The sequence below is a fragment of the Haemophilus sp. HMSC71H05 genome (genome assembly GCF_001838635.1).
In the GTDB taxonomy this organism is placed as follows: domain Bacteria; phylum Pseudomonadota; class Gammaproteobacteria; order Enterobacterales; family Pasteurellaceae; genus Haemophilus_D; species Haemophilus_D parainfluenzae_R.
Map to the genome: position 1 here is coordinate 1 of NZ_KV838023.1, position 25,639 is coordinate 25,639.

The 25,639-nt window shown below is 39.1% G+C and carries 19 protein-coding genes and 1 riboswitch; of the genes, 10 read left to right on the plus strand and 9 right to left on the minus strand.

Features of this window, described 5'->3' with window-relative positions:
- The first annotated feature begins 93 nt into the window (after nucleotides 1-93).
- The 4 genes from HMPREF3279_RS00705 to mfd all read left to right on the plus strand — a co-directional run bounded on the left by HMPREF3279_RS00705 (nucleotide 94) and on the right by mfd (nucleotide 7,440).
- The gene (locus HMPREF3279_RS00705) at nucleotides 94-1,860 is read left to right on the plus strand and encodes an ATP-binding protein (RefSeq protein WP_070867750.1); all 1,767 of its coding nucleotides are present in this window, start codon (nucleotides 94-96) and stop codon (nucleotides 1,858-1,860) included.
- A 3-nt stretch (nucleotides 1,861-1,863) separates the two neighbouring features.
- Entirely contained in the window at nucleotides 1,864-3,708 is a 1,845-nt protein-coding gene (locus HMPREF3279_RS00710) for a tRNA(Met) cytidine acetyltransferase TmcA (RefSeq protein ID WP_070867751.1), read from the plus strand.
- The gene (locus HMPREF3279_RS10115; protein WP_014065161.1) at nucleotides 3,705-3,878 is read left to right on the plus strand and encodes a DUF5363 family protein; all 174 of its coding nucleotides are present in this window, start codon (nucleotides 3,705-3,707) and stop codon (nucleotides 3,876-3,878) included. The genes HMPREF3279_RS00710 and HMPREF3279_RS10115 overlap by 4 nt, the downstream gene beginning before the upstream one ends.
- Before the next feature lie 118 nt (nucleotides 3,879-3,996).
- Entirely contained in the window at nucleotides 3,997-7,440 is a 3,444-nt protein-coding gene (gene mfd / locus HMPREF3279_RS00715) for a transcription-repair coupling factor (RefSeq protein WP_070867826.1), read from the plus strand.
- Between the two features lie 43 nt (nucleotides 7,441-7,483).
- Here mfd and gltS read toward each other — a convergent pair whose 3' ends face one another.
- From gltS to queC, 5 genes are all read right to left on the minus strand, one after another.
- Nucleotides 7,484-8,698, minus strand: coding sequence for a sodium/glutamate symporter (gene gltS, locus HMPREF3279_RS00720; protein WP_065244011.1), 1,215 nt, complete (start codon nucleotides 8,696-8,698; stop codon nucleotides 7,484-7,486).
- Nucleotides 8,699-8,734: 36 nt separating this feature from the next.
- Nucleotides 8,735-10,990 (minus strand): DNA topoisomerase IV subunit A, encoded by a 2,256-nt coding sequence (parC, locus tag HMPREF3279_RS00725; RefSeq protein WP_070867752.1) that lies wholly within the window; start codon nucleotides 10,988-10,990, stop codon nucleotides 8,735-8,737.
- 11 nt (nucleotides 10,991-11,001) lie between these two features.
- A complete protein-coding gene (nirK, locus tag HMPREF3279_RS00730) occupies nucleotides 11,002-12,195 on the minus strand; it encodes a copper-containing nitrite reductase (protein ID WP_070867753.1) in 1,194 nt (397 codons plus the stop codon).
- Between the two features lie 16 nt (nucleotides 12,196-12,211).
- Nucleotides 12,212-14,110, minus strand: coding sequence for a DNA topoisomerase IV subunit B (gene parE / locus HMPREF3279_RS00735; RefSeq protein ID WP_049365783.1), 1,899 nt, complete (start codon nucleotides 14,108-14,110; stop codon nucleotides 12,212-12,214).
- 195 nt (nucleotides 14,111-14,305) lie between these two features.
- The gene (queC, locus tag HMPREF3279_RS00740) at nucleotides 14,306-14,983 is read right to left on the minus strand and encodes a 7-cyano-7-deazaguanine synthase QueC (protein ID WP_070867754.1); all 678 of its coding nucleotides are present in this window, start codon (nucleotides 14,981-14,983) and stop codon (nucleotides 14,306-14,308) included.
- 1 nt (nucleotide 14,984) lies between these two features.
- Nucleotides 14,985-15,029: riboswitch (PreQ1 riboswitch) on the minus strand.
- 124 nt (nucleotides 15,030-15,153) lie between these two features.
- On the opposite strand from queC, the gene HMPREF3279_RS00745 reads away from it, so the two are divergent.
- Nucleotides 15,154-15,297, plus strand: coding sequence for a hypothetical protein (locus tag HMPREF3279_RS00745; RefSeq protein WP_070590871.1), 144 nt, complete (start codon nucleotides 15,154-15,156; stop codon nucleotides 15,295-15,297).
- A 44-nt stretch (nucleotides 15,298-15,341) separates the two neighbouring features.
- On the opposite strand, the gene ribA is transcribed toward HMPREF3279_RS00745, so the two are convergent.
- Nucleotides 15,342-15,989 carry a GTP cyclohydrolase II gene (ribA, locus tag HMPREF3279_RS00750; RefSeq protein ID WP_049365785.1) on the minus strand — a complete coding sequence of 216 codons (648 nt, stop codon included), beginning with the start codon at nucleotides 15,987-15,989 and terminating at the stop codon, nucleotides 15,342-15,344.
- 67 nt (nucleotides 15,990-16,056) lie between these two features.
- Between ribA and HMPREF3279_RS00755 the strand changes: the two genes are divergently transcribed.
- The 3 genes from HMPREF3279_RS00755 to HMPREF3279_RS00765 all read left to right on the plus strand — a co-directional run bounded on the left by HMPREF3279_RS00755 (nucleotide 16,057) and on the right by HMPREF3279_RS00765 (nucleotide 19,419).
- A complete protein-coding gene (locus HMPREF3279_RS00755; protein ID WP_049365786.1) occupies nucleotides 16,057-16,782 on the plus strand; it encodes a phosphatase PAP2 family protein in 726 nt (241 codons plus the stop codon).
- A gap of 143 nt (nucleotides 16,783-16,925) precedes the next feature.
- On the plus strand, nucleotides 16,926-17,843 hold the full coding sequence (gene nagK, locus HMPREF3279_RS00760; RefSeq protein WP_070867755.1) for an N-acetylglucosamine kinase: 918 nt from the start codon (nucleotides 16,926-16,928) through the stop codon (nucleotides 17,841-17,843).
- Nucleotides 17,844-17,979: 136 nt separating this feature from the next.
- A complete protein-coding gene (locus HMPREF3279_RS00765) occupies nucleotides 17,980-19,419 on the plus strand; it encodes an alanine/glycine:cation symporter family protein (protein WP_070867756.1) in 1,440 nt (479 codons plus the stop codon).
- Nucleotides 19,420-19,494: 75 nt separating this feature from the next.
- Here the strand turns inward: HMPREF3279_RS00765 and HMPREF3279_RS00770 are convergent, their stop codons facing one another.
- The 3 genes from HMPREF3279_RS00770 to HMPREF3279_RS00780 are packed head-to-tail and all read right to left on the minus strand — an operon-like array spanning nucleotide 19,495 to nucleotide 22,024.
- Nucleotides 19,495-20,685 (minus strand): Bcr/CflA family multidrug efflux MFS transporter, encoded by a 1,191-nt coding sequence (locus HMPREF3279_RS00770; protein ID WP_070867757.1) that lies wholly within the window; start codon nucleotides 20,683-20,685, stop codon nucleotides 19,495-19,497.
- A 1-nt stretch (nucleotide 20,686) separates the two neighbouring features.
- A complete protein-coding gene (gene rsuA / locus HMPREF3279_RS00775; protein ID WP_070867758.1) occupies nucleotides 20,687-21,385 on the minus strand; it encodes a 16S rRNA pseudouridine(516) synthase RsuA in 699 nt (232 codons plus the stop codon).
- Between the two features lie 9 nt (nucleotides 21,386-21,394).
- Nucleotides 21,395-22,024 (minus strand): DUF1919 domain-containing protein, encoded by a 630-nt coding sequence (locus HMPREF3279_RS00780; RefSeq protein ID WP_049383987.1) that lies wholly within the window; start codon nucleotides 22,022-22,024, stop codon nucleotides 21,395-21,397.
- Between the two features lie 201 nt (nucleotides 22,025-22,225).
- On the opposite strand from HMPREF3279_RS00780, the gene HMPREF3279_RS00785 reads away from it, so the two are divergent.
- The gene (locus tag HMPREF3279_RS00785) at nucleotides 22,226-23,500 is read left to right on the plus strand and encodes a malic enzyme-like NAD(P)-binding protein (protein ID WP_049383988.1); all 1,275 of its coding nucleotides are present in this window, start codon (nucleotides 22,226-22,228) and stop codon (nucleotides 23,498-23,500) included.
- A 146-nt stretch (nucleotides 23,501-23,646) separates the two neighbouring features.
- Nucleotides 23,647-25,572, plus strand: coding sequence for an LTA synthase family protein (locus HMPREF3279_RS00790; RefSeq protein WP_070867759.1), 1,926 nt, complete (start codon nucleotides 23,647-23,649; stop codon nucleotides 25,570-25,572).
- Nucleotides 25,573-25,639 lie beyond the last annotated feature (67 nt).

Sequence of the window (25,639 nt, forward strand, 5' to 3'; positions counted from 1 at the left end):
GAACCCCGAGCTGAATGGCTTGGGGTTTTTGTTTATGGATTTTTATTAAAAATTATATAGAATGATCTCAATTTTTATTTCTCAATATAAACCATGAAAAACTTTAGATATTTTGCGCAACGTTATGTTGATTGGGTTATTCGATTAGGTCGAGTTCGTTTCTCTTTACTTGGTATCGCTATTCTTGCGATTTTAGCTATCTGTATACAAATCTTATTAAGTACGCTTCTTAGTGATGGTATTCACTGGAGTGACATTGCTCGCTCAATCACTTTTGGTTTATTTACTGCGCCTTTTGTTATTTATTTCTTTACGCTACTTGTTGAACGACTAGAACGTTCCCGTTTAGAGCTCTCTAAAACGCTTGCTCGATTAGAAAAAAATAGTCGTGATAAAAGTACCTTACTGGCAACAATTAGCCATGAGTTACGTACACCTTTAAATGGGATCATTGGCCTTAGTCGAATTCTATTGGATGATAAATTAACAGAACAACAACAAAATTACCTCAATACAATTAATCTAAGTGCGGTCAGTTTAGGTCATATTTTTAGTGATATTATTGATTTAGATAAGATCGACTCTAAACGTATTGAATTAAATATTCAGCCTTGCGATTTCCATTCACTACTTAATGATTTCTATAATTTTGGCACCTTGATGGCTGAACAAAAGGGGCTAAAATTTTCTTTAAAACTGGATGATAATTTACCTAATTGGCTTTACCTCGATCGTGCTCGCCTTAGTCAAATTCTTTGGAATTTAATTAGTAATGCCGTCAAATTCACTGACAAAGGTGAAGTTATTCTAAGGGTGCAGAAAATGCAAGATAATCAGTATCAATTTAGTGTTACTGATACGGGGGCAGGTATTGCACCTTGCGAATTAGATAAGATTTTTACCATGTACTATCAGGTTAAAGATAATATTCATCGTTCTGCGGGAAGTGGCATCGGTCTTGCAATTTCTAAGAATTTAGCTCAATTAATGCAAGGGGATTTAACAGTTGAAAGTGAATTGAACAAAGGTTCAACCTTTTACTTAACGATCATTGCAGAAAAAGCTCAGGCTCATGATGGTAATGCTGAAAAAGCCATGCAGCATCTGTCTATTTTATTAGTAGAAGACGTTGAATTGAATGTTGTTGTGGCCAAAAGTATTCTTGAAAAGCAAGGGCATTATGTTGATGTAGCGATGAATGGTGAACAGGCTATCCAATTATTTGAGAAAAATACTTATGATATTGTTTTTCTTGATATTAAGTTACCAGATATGTCAGGCTTTGATATTGCATACTATTTACGTAAAAACTATGAAGAAGGGATTTATGATTTTCTTCCACCTTTAATTGCTTTTACGGCAAACGTTATGCACAGCGAAGAGGAATATCAAAATCAGGGTATGGATGGCGTGTTGCGTAAGCCTCTTTCTCTAACGGAATTACGTCAGTGTTTTAAAACATTCTTAGGAGATGATATCGAGACTACCTCTGATGAAGAAGAGCTCCCTCAAGTTCAAGAAGGTATTAATATTTCACTTATTGAGTTAATTGGAAAATCACAAGCTAAAGCTAATGTGGAGTTATTCAAACAGTGGATGCCAATTTATTTAGATGAATTAGAAACGGCGTATGAAGATTATCTTGCAAACGCAGATATGCAACAAATGGTGTCAGATGTGGCACATAAAATAAAAGGTGCTGCAGCATCAGTGGGGCTTGTTAATGTTCAGAATATCGCCAAATTGGCTCAAGACACGTCATTACCCAATTGGACATCTGATATTGCTTTATGGATAGAACAACTCAGTAATGAATGGTCTCAAAATGTAGCTGAATTAGAAGCATATTTAGAAAAATAATTCATGACACGTCATTTTCAAATTTTGATCAGTGAGAATATGCCGTCTAATTTGCCGGCAAATACCTTGATCATTAATGAGTTTTCTAAAATTCAAAATCTTCTTGGGCAAGAGTTTGAGACGATCTTGTTTGATGCACGAAAAGGTATCCATTTAGAGGCGCTCGCTATTGCGGTCGGTACATTGAAAATGAATGGTGCCTTAATTGTCTTGCTATCAAATTGGGAGAAACTTCATTCCCAAATAGACGAAGATAGTCTTCGTTGGTCAGGTTCGCTTGAGGCAATTACGACGCCAAGATTTATTGCATATTTTAAGAATTGTATTCATAAATATGGTTTTCCCGTCCTTTATCATCAAAATGATTTAAAGTTTGGCCGCACTTTTCACCAGTTATTTGTAAATCACAATGTGACCTTAGATCAGCAGAAAATTATTGAACAAATTTTACAAAAAGAATCAGATCTCTACTTTCTTACGGCTAAACGAGGAAGAGGGAAATCAGCCCTCGCAGGCTTATTAGCGAATCAACTGGATACTAAAATTTACCTTACAGCTCCAAATAAAAGTGCGGTCAATATTTTGGCTGAATTTTCACAAAAAGAGATTATCTTTATTGCACCAGATGCGCTTTTCCTTGTTTTGCAAAATGATCCTTCTTTTTCTGAAAATGCTTGGCTTTTTGTTGATGAGGCAGCAATGTTGCCGATTGCTCAACTTACTGCTTTTTCCCTCCATTTTAAGCATATTTTATTTACGACAACTATTCATAGTTATGAGGGAACAGGACGAGGCTTTGAGCTTAAATTTAAGCAAAAAATTAACCGCACTTTTTCTGATTTTGAGCTTATTGAACCGCTACGTTGGTCTAAAGATGATGTTTTAGAGACATTTATTGATGAGCTTTTATTATTGAATGTAGAGGATGACTTTAAACAAACACCATACGATAAAAGCAAAATATGCCAAATTACTGAGCGCTCACAAGAGAAAATACTTTCTTCATTGTCTAAATTCTATGGCTTGATGACATTAGCCCATTATCGTACATCACCATTAGATCTCCGGCGATTATTTGATGCCAATTCACAGTGTTTTTTTACCGCTGAAAGTGAGCGAAATTTACTAGGTGCAGTTTGGGCATTAAAAGAAGGCAGGATTGAAGATTCATCGCTTATAGAAGCCATTCAGCTAGGTACTAGACGTCCTAAAGGCAATCTCGTCCCGCAAGCACTTTGTTTTCATTCTCAGCTACAAAAGGCTTGTACATTACATTCTTTACGCATTTCGAGAATTGCTATTCAGCCTATGTGGCAGCAGCATGGTATTGGTACAAAGCTTATTGAATACATCACGCAAAATGCCAATGTGGATTATTTATCAGTGAGTTTCGGTTATACAAAAGAACTGGCTCAATTTTGGCTGGAATGTGGTTTTTCTCTTGTTCATTTAGGCGAGCATTTAGAGGCGAGTAGTGGTTGTTATTCAGCTATTGCTCTAAGAGGGCTTTCTGCACAAGGGATTGAATTAGAAAGAGAAGCAAAGCAATCTTTTCAACGGAATATGCCTTTGTCTTTCCATCCACTTGCTCAGGAATTTAATACTACATCAGTAGATTGGGAATTGCTTGATGAAGATTGGTTAAGCCTAAAAAACTTCGCTTATTTTCACCGCACTTTAGCTTCCGCTTTGCCGGCAATTCGTCGATTTTTAATGAATTTAGATGAAAAAGATTGCCCTTTAATGAGAGATTATTTCATCACAAAACAGATACCCTATAATAAAAAAAATGGGTTAAAATTATTACGTTCGGAAATTACACAAAAATTAAAAAAGGAGGCAAGATGAGCGAACAAGAAAAAAAAGGTTGGTTCCGTAAAGCGGTAGATGAGTACAATAAATTTTGCAGTGAACTAGGTTTAGATAAAGGCAGTTGTCGAGGTTGTATGCCACGCATTGAATTTGATGATGATGGTAAGGTAAAAAAAGAGAAACCACTAGAACCACTCAAAAAATAAAAGAAAACAGGGTTAACTAAACCCTGTTTTTTTATACAGACAAATATTGAAAAGTAGAGTGAATTTGCTAAACTAATCAGCTATTCACGCAAAAATGAGATAAAAATTGACCGCACTTATGAAAACAACCTATTTTAATGTTGATATTCCAACTCAGCCAAATGACCATAAAATTCTTGGCAACGTATTAACAGGTGTTGATGCGCTTGCTGTCAGTGAAATTGCAGAACAATACGATGGATTGACTGTGGTTGTGACACCGGATACCAAAAGTGCGGTTCGTTTATCACAAGTTTTACCGGATTTAACTTCTCAGCCCGTTCAGTTTTTTCCTGATTGGGAAACGTTGCCCTATGATTCTTTTTCTCCTCATCAAGAAATTATTTCTTCTCGTTTAAGTGCACTATTTCATTTGCAAAATACTAAAAAAGGTATCTTTGTTTTACCGATTAGCACATTAATGCAACGTGTTTGCCCGCCGAAATATCTACAGCACAATGTCCTTCTGATTAAAAAAGGTGACCGTCTTGTCATTGAAAAATTGCGATTACAATTAGAGTCAGCAGGATATCGTTCCGTAGAGCAAGTACTAGAACATGGTGAATATGCTGTGCGCGGATCACTTTTAGATCTTTTCCCAATGGGAAGTGCGGTTCCATTTCGCTTAGATTTTTTTGATGATGAAATTGATTCGATTCGTACTTTTGATGTCGATACGCAGCGAACGTTAGATGAAATTCAATCTATTAATTTATTACCTGCACACGAATTTCCAACTGATGAGAAAGGTATTGAGTTTTTCCGCACACAATTTAGAGAAACTTTTGGCGAAATTCGTCGCGATCCAGAACATATTTATCAGCAAATCAGTAAAGGTACACTAATCTCAGGAATTGAATATTGGCAGCCGTTATTCTTTGATGAAATGGCAACATTGTTCGATTACTTACCCGAAAAAACGTTGTTTGTGGATATGGAAACAAATCAAGCACAAGGAGAACGTTTTTATCTTGATGCTAAACAGCGTTATGAGCATCGCAAAGTTGATCCAATGCGCCCTCTTTTGCCGCCAGAACGTTTGTGGCTAAGCATTGATGCGGTAAATTATGCATTAAAAAATTATCCTAAAATTAATTTTAAAGCAGAAAAAGTGCGCTCATCTGTCCGTCAGAAAAATTTAGCGGTGTCTGCATTACCAGCCGTGACCATTCAATCACAGCAAAAAGAACCATTATCGCAACTTCGTCAGTTTATTGAGAATTTTAAAGGAAATGTTTTATTTTCAGTTGAAACCGAAGGACGACGCGAAACTTTACTGGATTTACTTTCACCATTAAAAATTAAGCCTAAACAGATTAAAACCTTATCTGAAGCCAATCAAGACAAGTTTAATCTGTGGGTAAGTCGTCTTGAGCAAGGTTTTATTCTTGATGAGGCTAAACTCGCCGTTATTACTGAACATGAAATTTTAGGCGAGCGAGTACAGCAACGTCAGCGTGATAAGCGTAAAGCGGTGAATCCAGATACCTTAGTGCGTAATCTAGCTGAGTTAAAAATTGGGCAGCCTGTTGTACATTTAGATCATGGTGTTGGACGTTATGGTGGCTTAGTAACACTCGATACTGGGGGCTTAAAAGCAGAATATTTGCTGATTAATTATGCGAATGAATCCAAACTTTATGTGCCTGTTGGTTCTCTTCATTTAATTAGTCGCTATGTAGGTGGCTCAGATGAAACCGCACCATTACATAAATTAGGTAATGAATCGTGGGCGAAAACGCGTCAAAAAGCCGCAGAAAAAATTCGTGATGTGGCCGCTGAATTACTTGATGTATATGCCCAACGAGAAGTGAAAAAAGGCTTTGAATTTAAATATGATCGTGAGGAATTCCAACAATTCGCTGCAACTTTCTCTTTTGAGGAAACGCACGATCAAGCTATGGCGATTAATGCCGTCATTTCGGATATGTGCCAACCCAAGGCGATGGATCGTTTGGTTTGTGGTGATGTGGGCTTTGGGAAGACTGAAGTGGCGATGCGCGCCGCATTTTTGGCGGTCATGAACCATAAACAAGTCGCCGTATTGGTTCCAACAACTTTGTTAGCTCAACAGCATTACGAGAATTTTAAAGATCGTTTTGCTAATCTTCCGATTAATGTGGAAGTGCTTTCTCGCTTTAAAACAGTCAAAGAACAAAAACAAATCTTAGAAAATTTAGCTGAAGGAAAAGTCGATATTCTGATTGGAACCCATAAATTGATTCAATCTGATGTGAAGTTTTCTGATCTTGGCTTACTCATCATTGATGAAGAACATCGCTTTGGAGTGGGACAAAAAGAGAAAATTAAACAACTTCGAGCGAATATTGATATTTTAACGCTTACTGCAACACCAATTCCTCGTACTTTGAATATGGCGATGAATGGTATTCGTGATCTTTCTATTATTGCGACGCCACCGGCTCGCCGAGTGAGTATCAAAACATTTGTTCGCCAGAAAGATGATTTAATTATTCGTGAAGCCATCCTGCGTGAGATTTTACGTGGTGGACAAGTTTATTATTTGCATAATGATGTGGCAAGTATTGAAAATACGGCCGAAAAACTGACCGCACTTGTACCGGAAGCTCGTGTCGTGATTGGTCATGGTCAAATGCGAGAGCGTGAGCTTGAACGCGTGATGAGTGATTTTTATCATCAACGTTATAACGTATTAGTTTGTTCCACCATCATTGAAACAGGAATTGACGTACCAACGGCAAATACGATTATTATTGAACGTGCAGATAATTTTGGTTTAGCTCAGCTTCACCAGTTGCGTGGTCGAGTAGGGCGTTCCCATCATCAAGCTTATGCGTATTTGCTTACACCTCCGCCGAAATTAATGACGAAAGATGCGAAACGTCGTTTAGAGGCATTAGAAAGTTTAGATAACTTAGGTGCAGGTTTCATCCTTGCGACGCACGATTTAGAAATTCGCGGTGCAGGTGAATTATTAGGGAATGAACAAAGTGGGCAAATTGAGAGCATCGGTTTTTCACTTTATATGGAATTGCTTGATGCAGCAGTTAAAGCCTTAAAAGAGGGCAGAGAACCTTCATTAGAAGAGATTACACATCAACAAGCTGAAATTGAGTTACGTGTTCCAGCTTTATTGCCAGATGACTATCTTGGTGATGTGAATATGCGTTTATCGTTCTATAAACGCATTGCTGCAGCAGAAAGTAAGCAAGAGTTAGATGAATTAAAAGTTGAATTAATCGATCGCTTTGGCCTATTACCTGAAGCAACTAAAAATCTTTTACAAATTGCAGAGATGCGTTTAATGGTGAAACCATTAAAAGTACTGAAAATCGATGCTGGGGCTCAAGGGGGCTTTATTGAATTCTCACCTTCAGCAAAAGTTGATCCAGAAAAATTCATCAAATTAATTCAACAAAATCCAATTGTTTATCGCTTTGATGGTCCACTAAAATTTAAGTTTGTAAAAGCACTTCCAGAAAACAAAGCGCGGCTAGAATTTGTAATGGATTTAGTGAAGACGCTACTGAGTAGAGAGTAAATAAAAAGGCTGACAAAATGTCAGCCTTTTTTTCTACGTTTGATTAGTGAAGCGCTTCAACAACGCTTAAGAACATTTTTAAGATACCGGCGTTTAATAAGTCGATAAAGAATGCCCCTACCATTGGTACGATTAAGAACGCTTTGTGAGATGGTCCGAAACGACTGGTAATCGCTTGCATGTTAGCTACGGCTGTTGGTGTTGCACCGAGACCGAAACCACAGTGACCCGCACTTAATACAATAGCATCATAATCTTTACCCATCATACGGTATGTGACGTAGATAGCGAAGAAAGCCATGAAGACAACTTGAACTGCTAAGATAACTAATACATCTGTTGCAAGACCTGCTAATTCCCAAAGTTTGAGAGACATCAAAGCAATCGCTAAGAAGATAGATAAACCTACGCTACCTAATACGTCAATCGCTGAATCAGCCACTTGGAATTTGAATAAGTGGGTTAAGCTGTTACGAATGATTACACCTGTAAATAAACACCATACGAATGTTGGTAATTGAATGTGTGTACCTTTTGTTAAGCCATCTAAGTATTGACCGATGAGTAAACATAAAGAAAGCATTGCGATGGTTTCAATGATTGAGCGCGCATTAATTTTACGTTTGTAAGTTGGGTGCTCAAATGCTTCTTGTACGTCATCTACTTCATCATTCTCCGGGTTTTCACCTTGTTTTTGATGATTTAATAAATAACGAGATACTGGACCACCTAAGATACCACCAAAGACTAAACCGAATGTGGCACATGCCATGGCGATTTCTGTTGCAGCCGGTAGATTAAATTCTTTAGTGAAAGTTTCTGCCCATGCCGCACCTGTACCATGACCACCGGTTAGGGTAACTGAACCGGCCAGTAGACCATAAGCAGGATCAATACCTAATAATTGAGTACCTAAAATACCGATGACATTTTGGCAAACAATGAGTATTCCCGCTGCCAATAGGAAGATAACTAATGGTTTTCCGCCTTTAATTAAGCGAGCAAAGTTTGCACTTAAACCGATAGAGGAGAAGAATACCAACATCATCGATGTTTGTAAGCTTTTCTCAAAAGTGAATGAAGTGCCATTTACTTTATATAAAACCGTTAATGCAATAGCCACAATAAAGCCGCCAACGACAGGCTCTGGGATATTGAATGTTTGTAAAACCCGAATGCGTTTTACTAGAAAAAAACCGAGTAATAATACAAAACTTGCTAAAGCAAGTGTTTGATAGGTATCAAAAACAATATTCACGAAATATCCTCCTATTTAGTTTGGTTTCGAGAATTCTTATGAGTTGTGTTCAGGTTCAACCACCACAATGTCAACATTACTATGTAATCCTCGTGGTAACTGGGAGCCTTTTCTGCCGCGTTCCGCACGGAATTTTTGCAGATCTTCCGGTTTTAATGTGATTTTTCGTTTACCGGAATGGAACTCAAGGCTGGCTTGCTCTGAAATTAAGAACAATTTCACCAATAATTCTGACCGCGCTTTTGCATTCGCTGCTGGAATACTGATGATTTTGTTGCCTTTCCCTTTTGATAATGCCGGTAAATCCCGTACCGGAAAAATCAGCATTCGACCCGCTGAAGTGAGGGACACAAGAAGTGAGGCCGACTCGGAAAGTGTCTCAGGTTTCAAGACTTTCGCATTTTCTGGCAAAGAAATCAAGGCTTTTCCCGCTTTATTACGTGCAATTAAATCTTCAAATTTGCAAATAAAACCGTATCCTGCATCTGATGCCATCAATAATTCTTGTTTTTCAGGTTCCATAATAACCTTTTCAATCGTCGCACCTGCCGGTAATGTAAGTTTACCGGTGAGTGGTTCACCTTGGGAACGCGCAGAAGGCAAGCTTAATGGATCTAAAGCATAGCTACGACCAGTACTATCAATAAAGATTACGGGTTGATTGCTTTTACCACAAGCGTGCGCCAGATATTTATCGCCTGCTTTGTAGCTTAATCCTGCTGGATCAATGTCATGACCCTTCGCACAACGAACCCAGCCCATTTCAGATAAGATGACAGTAACCGGTTCAGCTGGAGTCATTTCACTTTCAGAAATCGCTTTCGCTTCTTCACGTTCAACTAATTGAGACATTCTAGGACTGGCGTATTTTTTCGCGTCTTCTTGAATTTCTTTTTTGATCAAGGTATTTAAGCGACGCTCAGATCCTAAAATTAACTCTAAATTTGCCCGCTCTTCTTCGAGTTTATCTTTTTCAGCTTGTAATTGATGTTCTTCTAATTTGGCTAAATGGCGCAAACGTAAGTTTAAAATGGCTTCAGCCTGTTCATCACTTAAGTTAAAACGAGCCATTAAAACTTGTTTTGGTTCATCTTCAGTACGAATAATCTCAATCACTTCATCAATATTGAGGAAGGCAATCATCAAACCATCTAAAATGTGCAAACGAGCGAGTACTTTATCTAAACGATGCTGTAAACGACGTGTTACGGTAGTACGACGAAATGTCAGCCATTCAGTGAGGATTTGAAGTAAGCCTTTCACGGCTGGTTTATGATCAAGCCCGATCATATTCATATTCACACGATAGCTTTTTTCGAGATCTGTCGTTGCAAATAAATGCGCCATCAAGGCATCCGTGTCAACACGATTTGAACGTGGCACAAGCACGATACGCACAGGATTTTCATAATCCGCTTCATCACGAATATCTTCCACCATTGGCAATTTTTTTGCTGTCATTTGCTCAGCAATTTGCGCAATGATTTTTGATGGTGAAGATTGATGAGGAAGTGCACTAATGATGATTTCACCGTCTTCTTTATGCCATGTTGCCCGCATTTTGATAGAACCACGACCGGTTTCATACATTTTGCGAATATCATCTTTAGGGGAAATAATTTCCGCTTCAGTTGGGAAATCCGGGCCTTGAATGATATTGAGTACATCATCTAATCCTGCTTTTGGATTATCTAATAACAGGACAGCGGCATCTGCCACTTCATTAATATTGTGTGGTGGAATATCGGTTGCCATACCAACGGCAATCCCGGTGGTGCCATTCAACAGAATATGAGGCAAACGTGCAGGCAAATATTGTGGTTCTTCTAAGGTGCCATCAAAGTTTGGTTGGAAATCAACAGTGCCTTGCCCTAATTCAGATAATAGAATTTCAGAGATTTTGGACAAGCGAGATTCTGTATAACGCATTGCCGCGAATGATTTAGGATCATCTGGCGCCCCCCAGTTTCCTTGGCCATCAACCAAAGGATAGCGGTAAGAAAAGGGCTGAGCCATTAATACCATGGCTTCATAACAGGCTGAGTCACCATGCGGATGGAATTTACCTAATACATCACCGACGGTACGTGCGGATTTTTTAAATTTTGCTGCAGCATTTAAACCCAGTTCAGACATCGCATAGACAATGCGACGTTGAACGGGCTTTAAGCCATCTCCAATAAAAGGCAATGCACGATCCATGATGACGTACATTGAATAATTAAGATAAGCCTTTTCTGTAAAGGTGCGAAGTGGCATCTGCTCGATGCCTTCGTAGTTAATATTGCTCATATTCTTCTAATCTATTTTCTTGTTGCACCGGAATTCCCATCGGAATGTTCGTGAGGAGAATGTCCCATATCCATTCCTTTATGACTGTCAATTTCGTAAGGAACAGGTTGCGGTTTTTGTGGATTGGCTTCTTTAAAGGCTTCATCTTTTAATTTGCCGGAATAAATATTCGGATTTTTTTCGCCTTCAACCACAATATGTCCCATTGTACCTTTGTTTACTGCGCGGAAAATGGAATGATCCATAAAGACATAAGTACCCGGCACATCAATTCGAGTTTCTACCATAGTGGCACTGCCAGATGGAATCAAGGTTGTTTGAACATTGTGATTAACAAGTGTGCCGCCTTCTACATATACATTGTCAAATACTGCACCAATTAAGTGGAAAGAAGAACATAAATTAGGCCCTGCATTTCCTACGAATAGACGAATGGTTTCACCGGTTTTCGCTTTTAAGGCATTACCATCCATAGTTGCGCCGACTTTACCGTTAAAGAGCACATATTCAGGGCGCTCATCAATGGCTTTTTGCATACTGAATGGTTGCAAGCCAGGATCGCCAAACTCGCCTTTGGTATAGAATTCACTTTGCATAATGTAAAATTCGCGATCCACTTTTGGTAAACCTTCTTTCGGCTCAACCAAAACTAAACCATACATCCCCTTGGCAAGGTGAATGTCCACAGGTTGACTGCCGCAGTGGTACAAATAAATGCCAGAACGTAACGCTCTAAATTGGAAGGTTGATGTACGTGTTGGTGGGGTTTCACTTGCGATAGCGCCGCCCATTGGCACAGCGGCAGCATGGAAATCGATACTGTGCGGCATCATTGAACTCGCTGAATTGGAAAGTTGGACTTCTACCATATCGCCTTCGCGTACACGAATGAATGGGGCAGGCACGCTACCGTTTAATGTCCAGAATTTAAATTGCACACCATCCATCAAATCCATAATTTGCTCAAGTGCGGTCAGTTTTACCACGACTTTTGCTGGATAGTTACGTTCAATCGGTTTTGGTACATTTGGCGCAAGCGTCAGTTCAGCTTCAATTTCAGGTAATTTTTCAACCGCAGTGGTTGCCGTATTAGAGGGCTTTTCCTCTGCTTTAGCAGAAGGAATCAGGCTTAAACCTGCACCTAATGTAATTGTTGCTAGGCCTAGTGCACTATTCTTAAAAAAATCTCGACGTTGTTCGTTCATGATTAACCTCAAATAATTAAACAGCTAAATCCACTTGATCTCCATTGGTTTGCAACCAATTTTTGCGATCTTCCGCTCGTTTTTTGGCGAGTAACATATCCATTAATTCTAATGTTTCTGCCCCTTGATCTTCACCTAGCTCATAGGTTAATTGAACTAAACGGCGTGTATTAGGATCCATGGTGGTTTCACGTAATTGTGACGGATCCATTTCACCCAAACCTTTGAAGCGTTGTACGTTTAAGGTGCCTTTTTTACCTTTTAAGCGTTCTAAAATCGCTTCTTTTTCGTTTTCATCTAAGGCATAAAAGACTTCTTTACCTAAGTCGATACGATAGAGTGGTGGCATTGCCACATAAACGTGCCCATCTTGAACCAATTTCGGGAAATGACGTAAAAAGAGTGCACAGAGTAGGGTGGCAATATGCAAACCATCAGAGTCCGCATCGGCTAAAATACAGACTTTACCGTAACGAAGTTGAGATAAGTCTTCATTATCAGGATCGATACCAAGCGCCACAGCAATATCATGAATTTCCGTTGAGCCAAGCACTTGATCACTGGCTACTTCCCAAGTATTTAAGATTTTTCCGCGTAAAGGTAGGATCGCTTGATATTCACGATCTCGCGCCTGTTTGGCCGATCCGCCCGCAGAGTCACCTTCTACCAAGAATAATTCGGTTTTTTCTAAATTTTGTGATGCACAATCGGCTAATTTACCCGGTAGAGCAGGACCACTCACTAATTTTTTACGTACAACTTTTTTGGCTGCATTCAGACGACGTTGTGCAGAACTGATCGCCATTTCAGCTAAGCGATCTGCATCCTGTACGTTTTGATTCAACCATAAACTGAAGGCATCTTTTAAAACACCCGCAACAAAGACCGCACTTTGACGGGAAGATAAACGTTCTTTGGTTTGGCCGGCAAATTGAGCATCTTGCATTTTCAGTGAAAGAATATAAGCACAGCGATCCCAAATATCGTCTGCCGTTAATTTCACGCCACGTGGTAATTTATTGCGGAATTCGCAATATTCAGTCATGGCATTGAGCAAACCTTGGCGAAGACCATTTACGTGTGTTCCGCCTTGTACTGTTGGAATCAAGTTTACATAGCTTTCTGCAATAAGCTCACCACCTTCCGGCAACCATAATAATGCCCAGCTTACCGCTTCGGTGGAGCCTTTAAATTCACCGACAAAAGGTTTTTCAGGCAAGGTTTCAAAACCATTCACTGCTTCGGTTAAGTAATCGGATAAACCATCTTGATAACACCATACATCTTCGGTGTTATTCACTTTATCGACAAATTTAATCTCTAAGCCTGAACAAAGCACGGCTTTCGCACGCAATAAGTGGCGTAAACGGCTGACAGAAAAATTCTTGCTATCAAAATATTTTGGGTTTGGTTTGAAGTGGACGGTGGTACCGGTTGTACGTCTGCCACAAGTCCCGATGACTTCTAATTCTTCTACTTTTACGCCATTTTCAAAGGCAATTTTATATACTTCGCCGTTACGTTTAACTTGAATATCAACGCGTTCAGAAAGGGCATTGACGACAGAAATCCCTACCCCGTGTAAACCACCGGCAAATTCATAGTTTTTATTTGAGAACTTACCGCCAGCATGAAGTTTGGTTAAGATTACTTCGACACCTGAAACCCCTTCAGTTGGGTGAATATCCACAGGCATCCCGCGTCCATTATCAATGACTTCAAGCGATTGATCCGCATGTAAAATCACTTCAACTTTGGTGGCAAAACCCGCAAGGGCTTCGTCCACACTGTTATCAATAACTTCTTGTGCAAGATGATTTGGACGAGTCGTGTCCGTGTACATGCCGGGGCGAATTTGCACCGGTTCGAGATCTTTTAGAACCGTAATTTCTTGAGCAGAATAATTTGTAGTCATTTTTAAAATTAGTTACTTATTTATAAAAAATTAGCGTGATTTTATCAAAAAATGACGCGTTTATAAAATCAAAGATGAGAAAAGAGAAGGATACTATATCAAGTAAAAATGCGGTCAAAATTTGATGTGAATTTTGACCGCACTTTGGATTCATTTGAACCTATTAAATCTGTTATGGGTTAAATTATCTCGATACTAAGCTTTTGCTTTTGTGGCTAAATATTCCTGTAAGCCTTTATCTCTCAATTTACAGCTTGGACATTCTCGACATCCTCCCTCAACACCTTCGTAGCAAGTATGAGTGTGCTGACGAATATAATCTAACGCACCTAATTCATCGGCTAATGCCCACGTTTGTGCTTTGGTAAGATACATTAACGGTGTTTTTAAATTGAACGGATAATCCATGGCTAAATTAAGGGTGACATTCATGGATTTGATAAACACATCACGACAATCCGGATAGCCACTGAAATCTGTTTCACATACACCCGTGATAATGTCATTGATACCTTGTCTTTTAGCATAGATCGCGGCATACAATAAGAAGAGTGCGTTGCGGCCATCCACAAAAGTATTCGGTAATTCACCATCTTTTTGCTCAATATCCGCATTGGCATCCATTAAGGCATTATGGGTAATGGATTTGATGACGGATGTATCAATCAACGTTTGTTTCACACCGAGATCCTGAGCGATCCAACAGGCTTTTTCTAATTCGATAGCGTGACGTTGACCGTATTGAAAGGTGACCGTTTCCACATTTTCCACGCCATATTCAGCAATGGCTTGAATTAAACAGGTTGTGGAATCTTGTCCACCTGAGAAGATCACAAGGGCTTTACGATTGTGATTAGGATTTGAAATATTCATAGGATACCTAGTTTTTTTATGTAGGAGGTTTGCGAACTACAAGTTAAAAATGAGGCGGTATTGTAGAAGTCAAAGATAAATTTTGCAAGAAAAGGACTAATTTAAGCAGGAAAATACGGAGAGAATTATGATACAATTTTGGCAACTTAGTTTTAAAAAAGGTAAACACAATGAAAAAATTAATTCTTATTGTTCTTGGTGCATTAGTAATTTCAGCTTGCGCAAATAAAGACGTTTATTTTAATGGTTCGGAAGGATCCCATTCGGGCATGAAATTTGATAAAGACACTCGTCATTGGGGCGTTAATCAATAATTGTTTTGATAAAAGAAAAGCCATACAGTTGTATGGCTTTTTTGTTAAATCACTTCTTCTTGGCAATGTGGGCAAGTCATTAAATGTTCTTCATTATTATGCACAATATAATGGCCCATTTTTTTCGCTTTAGTATCAAGATATTTCGTATTGTAACGGTTTTCACCTACATTTAATGGTACGCGTTCTACAATATTAATGCCCGCTTTTTTCATCGTTTCTACTTTTTGCGGGTTGTTTGTCATCAAGCGAACTTGCTTCACACCTAATAATTCAAACATATCGGCACACACATTAAAGTTACGTTCATCGGCTTTAAAACCTAATGCAAGGTTGGCTTCAATAGTATCCATGCCTTGATCTTGTAATGAATAAGCACGAATTTTATTAATTAGACCAATGCCACGGCCTTCTTCACGATGATAGATCAACACACCTCGACCCGCTTCGCTAATTTGACGTAATGCGGCGGCAAGCTGGAAACCACAATCGCATTTTAAACTGTGTAATGCATCACCCGTTAAGCATTCAGAATGAATGCGGGCGAGCACTGGCTCATCTGGGTTTGAAATATCACCCATCACTAACGCGACATGTTCTTTTTTGGTATCGGGAAATTCAAATCCGACCATTTTAAATATGCCATATTCGGTAGGCAAATTGGCTTGGGCAACCAATTGGATTTTTGACATAACTTATCCTTTTTTCAACTTTATTCTGCTAAAATATGCACTTTATTTTTATTATCAAGAGGCAACAATGTTTAAAAGGCTGTCATTATATACGTTATTCCTTTGTCTTGTACCATTTTTTGTTTGGGGTTTTGCTTATCATTGGCATGGAAACAACCAATTAATGGAATGGGATTATTGGCTTTATCTTTTAACCGAAACTGGTAGCGTACCTTACGCTTTAATTACCTGTGGTGTATTTGCTTTACTTTTCCGTTTTCTTTTTGAAAATCGTAAACAATGGATTATGGGCGTGATTGTAATGGGGCTGTCGGTATTATCCACACAAGTAATTAAAACAGGTTTAAAAACGGTTTTTGCCGAGCCACGTCCTTTTACCGTCTATTTAGCGGAAAAAACAGAAAGTACTACGGATGCCTTTTATCATCAAGATCGTTCAGAACGTGCGAAATTAGTGGATAAATTTTATTCGACCCAAGCCGATACGCCAGCATGGCTAAAAGCCCATTATGAAGATGAAACCGGTTATTCTTTCCCATCTGGTCATTCTATTTTTGCCGCTACTTGGCTTATGTTAGCCGTTGGATTTAGCCAATTATTAGGGAAGCGTTCTTTTAAAGCAGAATTGCTTATTGGTGCGATGACCATTTGGGGCGTATTAATGTTGATTAGCCGCGTACGCCTTGGAATGCATTATCCAATCGATTTATTTGTGGCGATAATTTCGGCGTGGATTGTTCATTTGATTATTTTTGGTTTCTTGCAGAAGAAAGGCTTGTTTAACAATAAATAGCATCAAAGACCGGTTTGAGTGATAAAGCCGGTCTTTTTATTGCTTGTAGAAAATATGATTTTTATCATGGATTTTCATTTTGATTTCAAGGAAAATACAGTCCAGACATTCCAACAATTTTGACCGCTCTTTGAGGAGACAATATGTATTACGGTATTGATATCGGTGGCACAAAGATTGAATTGGCTGCTTTTAATGAAAAATTAGAAAAACTTTATACCGAGCGCGTGCCAACGCCACAAACAGATTATCAAGATTGGTTACAGGCGATCAAAACGCTAGTAGAACGTGCTGATGCCCACTTTGGTGAAAAAGGCACAGTAGGTTTAGGTTTGCCTGGATTTGTTAATTTAACAACTGGGCTTGCTGAAGTGACGAATATTCGTGTTGCAGATAATAAGCCCATTTTAGCCGATCTTGAACGCGTTTTAGATCGTGAAGTGCGGGCAGAAAATGATGCAAATTGTTTTGCTCTCTCTGAAGCCTGTGATGAAGAAAATACCCAATATCCTTCTGTATTAGGGCTTATTTTGGGGACGGGCTTCGGTGGTGGTTTTGTAATTAATGGCAAAATTCACTCAGGACAAGTCGGGATGGCTGGGGAGTTAGGCCACCTTCAATTAAATTATCATGCCTTAAAGCTATTAGGCTGGGATAAAGCGCCAATTTACCAATGTGGTTGTGGCAATCAGGCCTGTTTAGATACGTATATTTCCGGTCGCGGCTTTGAAATGTTGTACCGTGATTTAAAAGGGGAAGAGTTATCAGCCAAAGAGATTATCGATCGCTTTTATGCGAAAGAGGAAAGTGCGGTTGATTTTGTTCGTATTTTTGTTGAATTAGCGGCTATTTCTATCGGCAATATTATCACTGCATTTGATCCGCATATGATTGTGCTCGGTGGTGGTTTATCGAATTTTGATTATCTCTATGAAGCGTTACCAAAAGCATTGCCTGCTCATTTAATGCGTAGTGCAAAAGTGCCTCCAATCAAAAAAGCAAAACATGGTGATTCCGGTGGTGTTCGTGGTGCTGCCGCATTATTTTTAAACTGTGAATAGATTTAATCTAAAAATACAGTGAAAATTTGAATAAATTTTATGTTATAGGATAAGAATCCAGTTTTCCTCTAAGAAAACTGGATTTTTTCTTTTGTCTATTTACAATCAGAATATGGATTTTTTAAGTGAGGTTTTTATGCTGACAGAATTTGGGAACTGGATTGAACAGGGATTAACATGGGTTATCGAACATTTTGATGAGCCATTATGGAATATCACCATTGTTATTTTATTAGGTGTAGGTCTATTTTTTACCATTACTACTGGGTTAGTGCAGTTACGTCTTTTCCCTACAAGTATTCGTGAAATGTGGTTTGGACGTGCAGCAGAGGGAAATTCTTTAACGCCATTCCAAGCGTTTGCAACTGGGCTCGCTAGTCGAGTTGGCGTAGGTAATATCAGTGGTGTGGCGACAGCTATTGCACTTGGTGGTGAGGGTGCGGTGTTCTGGATGTGGGTAACGGCATTTATTGGGATGTCGAGTGCTTTTGCGGAATCGACTTTAGCACAGGTATTCAAAATTCAAGATAAAGATGGTTCTTTCCGTGGTGGCCCCGCTTACTATATTACACAAGGTTTAAAATCACGTTGCTTAGCGGTAGCGTTTGCGGTATCACTTATTTTTACTTTTGGTTTTGCATTTAATTCAGTTCAAGCAAACTCAATCGTAGAAGCAACTAAAAATGCTTGGGATTGGCAAGGTGAATATGTAGGTCTGGTTTTAGTGGTATTAACTGCTGCAATTATTTTCGGTGGTGTAAAACGTATTGCGACCATTTCTAGTAGCGTAGTACCGATGATGGCACTCTTTTATTTAATCATGGCGGTAATTATCTTAGGTATGCATATTGATATGATTCCGACGGTAATCGCCAATATTTATAAAAGTGCTTTTACTTTCCAATCAGCCGCTGGTGGTATGTTTGGTGCTTTAGTCTCCAAAGCCATGATGATGGGGATTAAACGTGGATTATTCTCTAATGAAGCGGGGATGGGCTCTGCCCCAAATGCCGCAGCAGCTGCTCATGTAAAACATCCGGTTAGCCAAGGCTTAGTGCAAATGCTTGGTGTGTTTGTGGATACCATGATCGTTTGTACTTGTACGGCAGTAATTATTCTGCTTTCTGATAACTATGGCAGTGAAACACTGAAAAGTATTTCCTTAACGCAAAACGCATTGCGTTATCATGTTGGGGAGTTTGGCGTACACTTCTTAGCTTTTATTTTATTGCTTTTCGCTTATTCCTCTATTATCGGTAACTATGCTTACGCAGAAAGTAACATTCGCTTTATTAAAAATAAACCGTGGTTTGTATGGACATTCCGTTTATCGGTATTATTCTTCGTTTATTTCGGCTCGGTAAAATCAGGTAATGTTGTGTGGAATTTTGCAGACACTGTGATGGCTGTGATGGCAATTATTAACTTAGTCGCGATTGTTTTACTTTCCCCAATTGTGTGGAAGTTAATGAAAGACTATCAGCGTCAATTAAAAGAAGGAAAAGAGCCCGAATTTAAAATTGACCTCTATCCTGAAATTAAAAAACGAGTATTAGATCATCGAATTTGGAAATAAATTTTGATGGAATATGACAAAGGCGGGGGAGTCCCGCCTTTATTGTTTTAAATTGATCTGAAAATTGGCCGCACTTTATCGTTCATTTCGATAAGTCAGGAAGTAATAAGCAAGGGCTGAAATGACCACGCAAGCTGTCATTGTATAGAGCATTGGTGCAGCGGTTTCCATTTTAAAGCTAGCTACCAAGGAACCCATCACCGCACCTACACCAAAACGTACACTTCCCATTAATGAATTTGCTGTACCCGCCATCGTTGGAAATTTTTCTAGAATAGAGGCTGTGGCATTTGAGGAGATTAATGGATTTTGTCCAACAAAAAAGGCTACGCCAATAGCCATTGGCCAAAAACCGAAATCAAAAAGTGCGGTTAAAAATAGCCAGATTCCTGAAATGAATTGTACAGCAATACCAATACGTAACATGGTTTCAGCACCTAATTTCAATACAAATTTCCCATTGAGATAGGAGGCTGTTGTCATGATGGCAATATTGATCATAAAGAAATAACCGAATTCATCGACTGGAATGCCATAAATACCGATATAGACAATAGACCCTGCAGTGACGAAAGCAAATAAACCGCCAAATCCAAAAGAGGCGGCCGCCATATAACCTAACACTTCTTTTTGTTTTGAAAGCATCATAAAGTTACGAGCAATGATATTTAGGCGTAGTGGAATACGGTTTTCTTGTTTATGGGTTTCAGGAATAATGAAAAAGACGAGTAATGCCGCAAGAAATCCCATCGTACCAATCACATAAAAAATCATGTGCCAGTGGAAATACTTCACAATATATCCGCCAATTATTGGCGCAACAAGCGGTGCGATCATAAAGACAAGCGTGATGGTGGACATGACTCGAGAGAGCTGATCTTTGCTAAATAAATCTCGTAATAAAGCTCCTGAAAGCACAACAGGGGCTGCTCCAAAGAAACCTTGAATGAAACGCAGAACAGTGAAACTGCCAATAGAATGAATGCCCGTTAAAATAATGGCAGTGATAGCACCAATAATAACCCCTAATAAAATAATCGGTTTACGACCAAAGCTATCACCAAAGGGTCCCCAAAATAATTGTCCAGCCGCCATGCCATAAGCAAAGAATGTCAGTGTGTACTGCACTTGCTCGGAGTCGATATTTAAGTCTTCGGCAATATTTAAAAAGGACGGAATATACATATCCACGCCCAAAGGCGGTAGCATCGAGAGGATGCCGAGCGTGGCGATAAAAATAAAGGTAGGTTTAATATTTTGGCTCATATTATTTCACTAAATTGTCGATTTCTTCCTGAGTGAGTGGACGAAATTCGCCTTCTTCTAAGCTTTCATCTAATTCAACGTTACCGATTCTCCAACGATGGAGTGCCACGACTTTATTACCAAGCGCGGCAAACATTCGTTTCACCTGGTGATAGCGTCCTTCAGAGATAGTCAGATTCACGTTGTAATCATCTAACACTTCAAGTTTTGCTGGCTTAGTGGGTTCTTTTTCGCCACGTAATAGAATGCCTTCTTCACAGGCTGAGGTATAATGGTTCTCAACCGGGTCAGCTAAAGTGACTAAATAGGTTTTCTCACATTGATGCTTTGGTGAGGTAATACGATGTGACCATTGGCCATCATCCGTTAATAGCACGAGGCCAGTGGTATCCACATCTAATCGTCCAGCGCTGTGTAACTTGCCTGAAAGAGGCGGTTCAAAGAATTGATAAATAGTTGGATAGTCACCGTCATCATGAGAGCAAACGTAGCCCTGAGGCTTATGCAACATAAAATATTGACCTTCTTCCACCCAAGGCAATAATTCATCTTCAAAATAAATTTCATCTTCTTGGCTTACTTTGGTCGCCCCATTTTTCACAATTTCACCGTTAATTTTGACCGCACTTTGGCGAATGGCCCTGGTGGCTTGTGAACGGGTTAAACCAGTATTCTCGGCAATAAATTTATCTAATCGCATCGTAAACTCTTATTTTTGATTGAACCAGCTGACGTAATCAAACTGATCGTAATATTTTTCGCCATTCCAACCGGAAAAGGTAAATAAATCCCCCACTTCGTTTTCATTTTCAAAGCCTTTAATGTAGAAAGCGGATTTAAACTCGGGATAAGGCTTATGGGTAAAGACCACTTTGTTTGGATAAGGCAAGTTATCGAAGGCTTGCAGGTCTTCATATTTAGCACCTTTTCCACCATCTTTATCTGTCATCATAATAAACAAGTTATCTAGGTCTAAACGCTGTGAGCGAGCTTCCCACTTTTCCCGAGCCTCTTGTTCGGAGTGATAGTGCATAAAGTGTACTTTAAGATCACCTAATAGACCAACGGGATACGGTTTTTCTGTTTGTATAAATTGAAGCGGTTGTGCTTGATAGAATGTAATGTTCTGCAGATAGCGAACAAAATCGCTTGGGTCTAAATAAAGGTTAACAAATGGAGAATTAAAAGGCTGATTAAGGTCGTGCAAAATAAATGCACCAACACAGTTTGCCGAAATCACTGACATACCTTGGTTGGTTAACCGTTGTTGAAAGGTTTTGTTAATCGCTTTCCGTTGTAATTTATTGATGGCACTTCTAAATTTAGAAAACAAACTCATTATTTACATCCTGCATGTTTTTTGCGACATAGTAACGTTTTTGGTTCGAAATGTGAAGAAAAGACAAAAAGTGCGGTCGATTTCACTCATATTTTTGTAATAAATTTGTAAAATTTTTGCGGTATGTCACAAAATTCTCTTAAAAAGAGAGTATAATGGCGCAAATTTTATTTAACCTAAGTGAAAATGGAGTATATTTATATGAGCGAACAATTGCGCCAAGCTGCATTAGATTTTCATGAATTCCCAATTCCAGGAAAAATTGCGGTCACCCCAACCAAATCATTAGAAACTCAACATGATTTAGCCCTTGCGTATACCCCAGGTGTTGCAGAGCCTTGTTTAGAAATTGAAAAAGATCCTTCAGCAGCAAGTCGTTATACTGCGCGTGCTAATTTAGTGGCCGTTATTTCAAATGGTACAGCCGTGTTAGGTCTAGGAAATATTGGTGCGCTTGCATCAAAACCTGTTATGGAAGGGAAAGGTGTATTGTTTAAAAAATTTGCTGGCATCAATGTATTCGATATTGAAATCAATGAACATGATCCAGATAAATTAATCGATATTATTGCTTCGTTAGAACCAACGTTTGGTGGTATTAACCTTGAAGATATCAAAGCACCGGAATGTTTCCACATTGAAAAAGCATTGCGTGAACGTATGGGAATTCCGGTATTCCATGATGACCAACACGGTACAGCTATCATCGTCGGCGCAGCAGCATTAAATGGTTTAGAAATTATTGGTAAAAATATTTCTGATGTACGCTTAGTGGTTAATGGTGCAGGTGCTTCTGCTATTGCTTGTACTAACTTGCTTCGTGCATTAGGTTTCAAAAAAGAAAATATCACCATGTGTGACTCTAAAGGCGTGATTTACAAAGGCCGTGGCGATAACATGGATGAAACCAAACAATTCTACGCGATTGAAGATAATGGTTGGCGCACATTAGCGGATGCTGTTAAGGGAGCTGATGTGTTCTTAGGTTGCTCTAAAGCAGGTGCATTAAAACCTGAAATGGTGAAAACCATGGCAGAAAATCCATTAATCTTGGCATTGGCAAACCCAACACCTGAAATTATGCCAGATGAAGCCAAAGCAGTTCGTCCAGATGCGATTGTTTGTACTGGTCGCTCAGACTTTCCAAATCAAGTAAATAACGTACTTTGTTTCCCATTCTTATTCCGTGGTGCATTAGACGTAGGTGCAACAGCGATTAATGAAGAAATGAAATTAGCGGCTTCTCATGCGATTGCAGGTTTGGCGAAAGAACCGGTGCCGTTAGAAATTATTGCAAGTTATGGTGCGCTATCCTTCGGACCAGATTATGTCATTCCAACTCCGTTTGATCCTCGTTTATTGTTTACTGTCTCTTCTGCAGTAGCGAAAAAAGCGATGGAAACCGGTGTTGCAACGCGTCCAATCACAGATTGGGCCGCTTATGAAAAACAATTAAAAGCGTTAGTTGCAGCGTAATTTTACTTTCTCAAAGTGCGGTCAAAAATGATGATGTTTTTAACCGCACTTTGTGTTTTTTTATCTGTCTATGAAAGGAATGGCACATTAGCGTGCTTTAAATTAATCGAAGGGTAGCGATTCCCTTAGGACTTATGAGTGTCAAAATGAAACAAACACGTTCTCCTTTATATCCAATTTTCCTCTTTGTCATCATTAATCTGATTATTTTCACCTTATCTCGTCTTGGGCTTGCGATTTGGCAGGCAGACCGTGTGTCTGCGGTAGAGGGATGGGGACAACTATTTTTACAAGGCTTGCGCATGGATATCGTGGCTTTGTGCTATTTATTTGGTGTGCCAGCATTATTTACAGTGCTATTTCATCATAGCCGAATTTGGAAAATGATTTTACGCATTTGGCTTACCTTCGGTAGTGTGTTTATCCTATTCATGGAATTGGCTACGCCCGCATTTATCGAAACCTATGATTTCCGTCCAAACCGTCTATTTATCGAATATTTAATTTATCCGAAAGAAGTCTTTTCAATGTTGATGGAAGGGCATTTAACTGCGGTCATTTTTAGCCTTATTTTCACTGTTACGGCTTTCTTCTGTTATTGGAAACTATCTGGTTATGCGGTCAAAAATTTACGCCCAATGAGCTGGAAATTACGCCCTGTTGTAGCATTGCTCGTGATTGCTGTTGCTTTTTTAGGTGCGCGTTCGAGTTTCCAACACCGTGGTGTTAACCCTGCAATGGTCGCCTTTTCTTCCGATGGTTTAGTGAATTCTCTCGTGTTGAACTCTGGCTATTCTGTCCTTTATGCGGCACAGCAATTTAAAGATGAAGGAGCATCTTCTGAAGCCTATGGCAAAATGGATACTGATGAAATGTTGCGTATTGTCAAAGCAAGCCGTGGGCGCCCTGAAAGTGATTATATTTCAGAGAAGATTCCAACCTTAACGAAAAACCAAGCGACTTACCAAGGTAAACCGAAAAATATCGTCATTATTTTGGAAGAAAGTTTTGGGGCGCAATTTATCGGTACATTAGGCGGAAAACCACTTTCACCTGAATTTGATAAATTAGCCAAAGAAGGTTGGTTATTTGAAAATCTTTATGCTACGGGGACGCGTTCTGTACGCGGTATTGAAGCTACAACTGCAGGTTTTACACCAACTCCAGCACGTGCAGTGGTGAAATTGAATAACAGTCAAAGTGGTTTCTTTACTATTGCAGATTTACTTGCCAAACAAGGTTATAACACTTCCTTTATTTATGGCGGAGAAAAGCACTTTGATAACATGGCAAGCTTCTTCTATGGTAATGGTTTCCAAAATATTATCGATCAAAAGGATTATCAAAATCCTAAATTTACTGCGACTTGGGGCGTGAGTGATGAGGATCTATTTGATAAAGCGAACGAAACTTTTACCCAATTACACAATGAAGGCAAACCGTTCTTTAGCCTCGTGTTTAGTTCGAGTAATCACGATCCTTTCGAGTTCCCGGATGGTAAAATTGAGCTTTATGAACAACCAAAAGCCACACGTAATAACAGTGCGAAATATGCAGATTATGCGATTGGTTATTTCTTCAACTTAGCGAAACAATCTAATTATTGGAAAGATACCGTGTTCTTGGTGATTGCCGACCATGATTCCCGTGCAGCGGGGGCAAGCTTGGTACCAATTAAGCATTTCCATATTCCTGCGTTAATTTTAGGTGATCATGTTGAGCCACGCCGAGACAGTCGTTTAGTGAGTCAAATTGATATGCCGACAACCTTACTTTCTATTGCGGGCGTAAGCGGTAATTATCCAATGATTGGTTTTGATTTAACGCAAGATGTGAATCCAGATCGTGCCTTTATGCAGTTTGATCAGACCCAAGCTTTAATGAAAGGCAATCATGATGTCGTTATCCAAACACCAAATAGCAAAGCAAAAGGCTATGTTTACGATAAGGAAAAAGACACATTAACCGAAAAAGATGTGCCGGAAGAAATGAAAAAAGAAGCGTTGGCACATGCCTTACTTGGCAGCTATTTGTATAAAAACCGTTTATATAAAGGTAGTGAAGAGAAGTAAAGTGCAGTCAGTTTTAGGCTAATTTTAAAGGGCGAATAATTTCGCCCTTTTTCTTTATATGATTTGT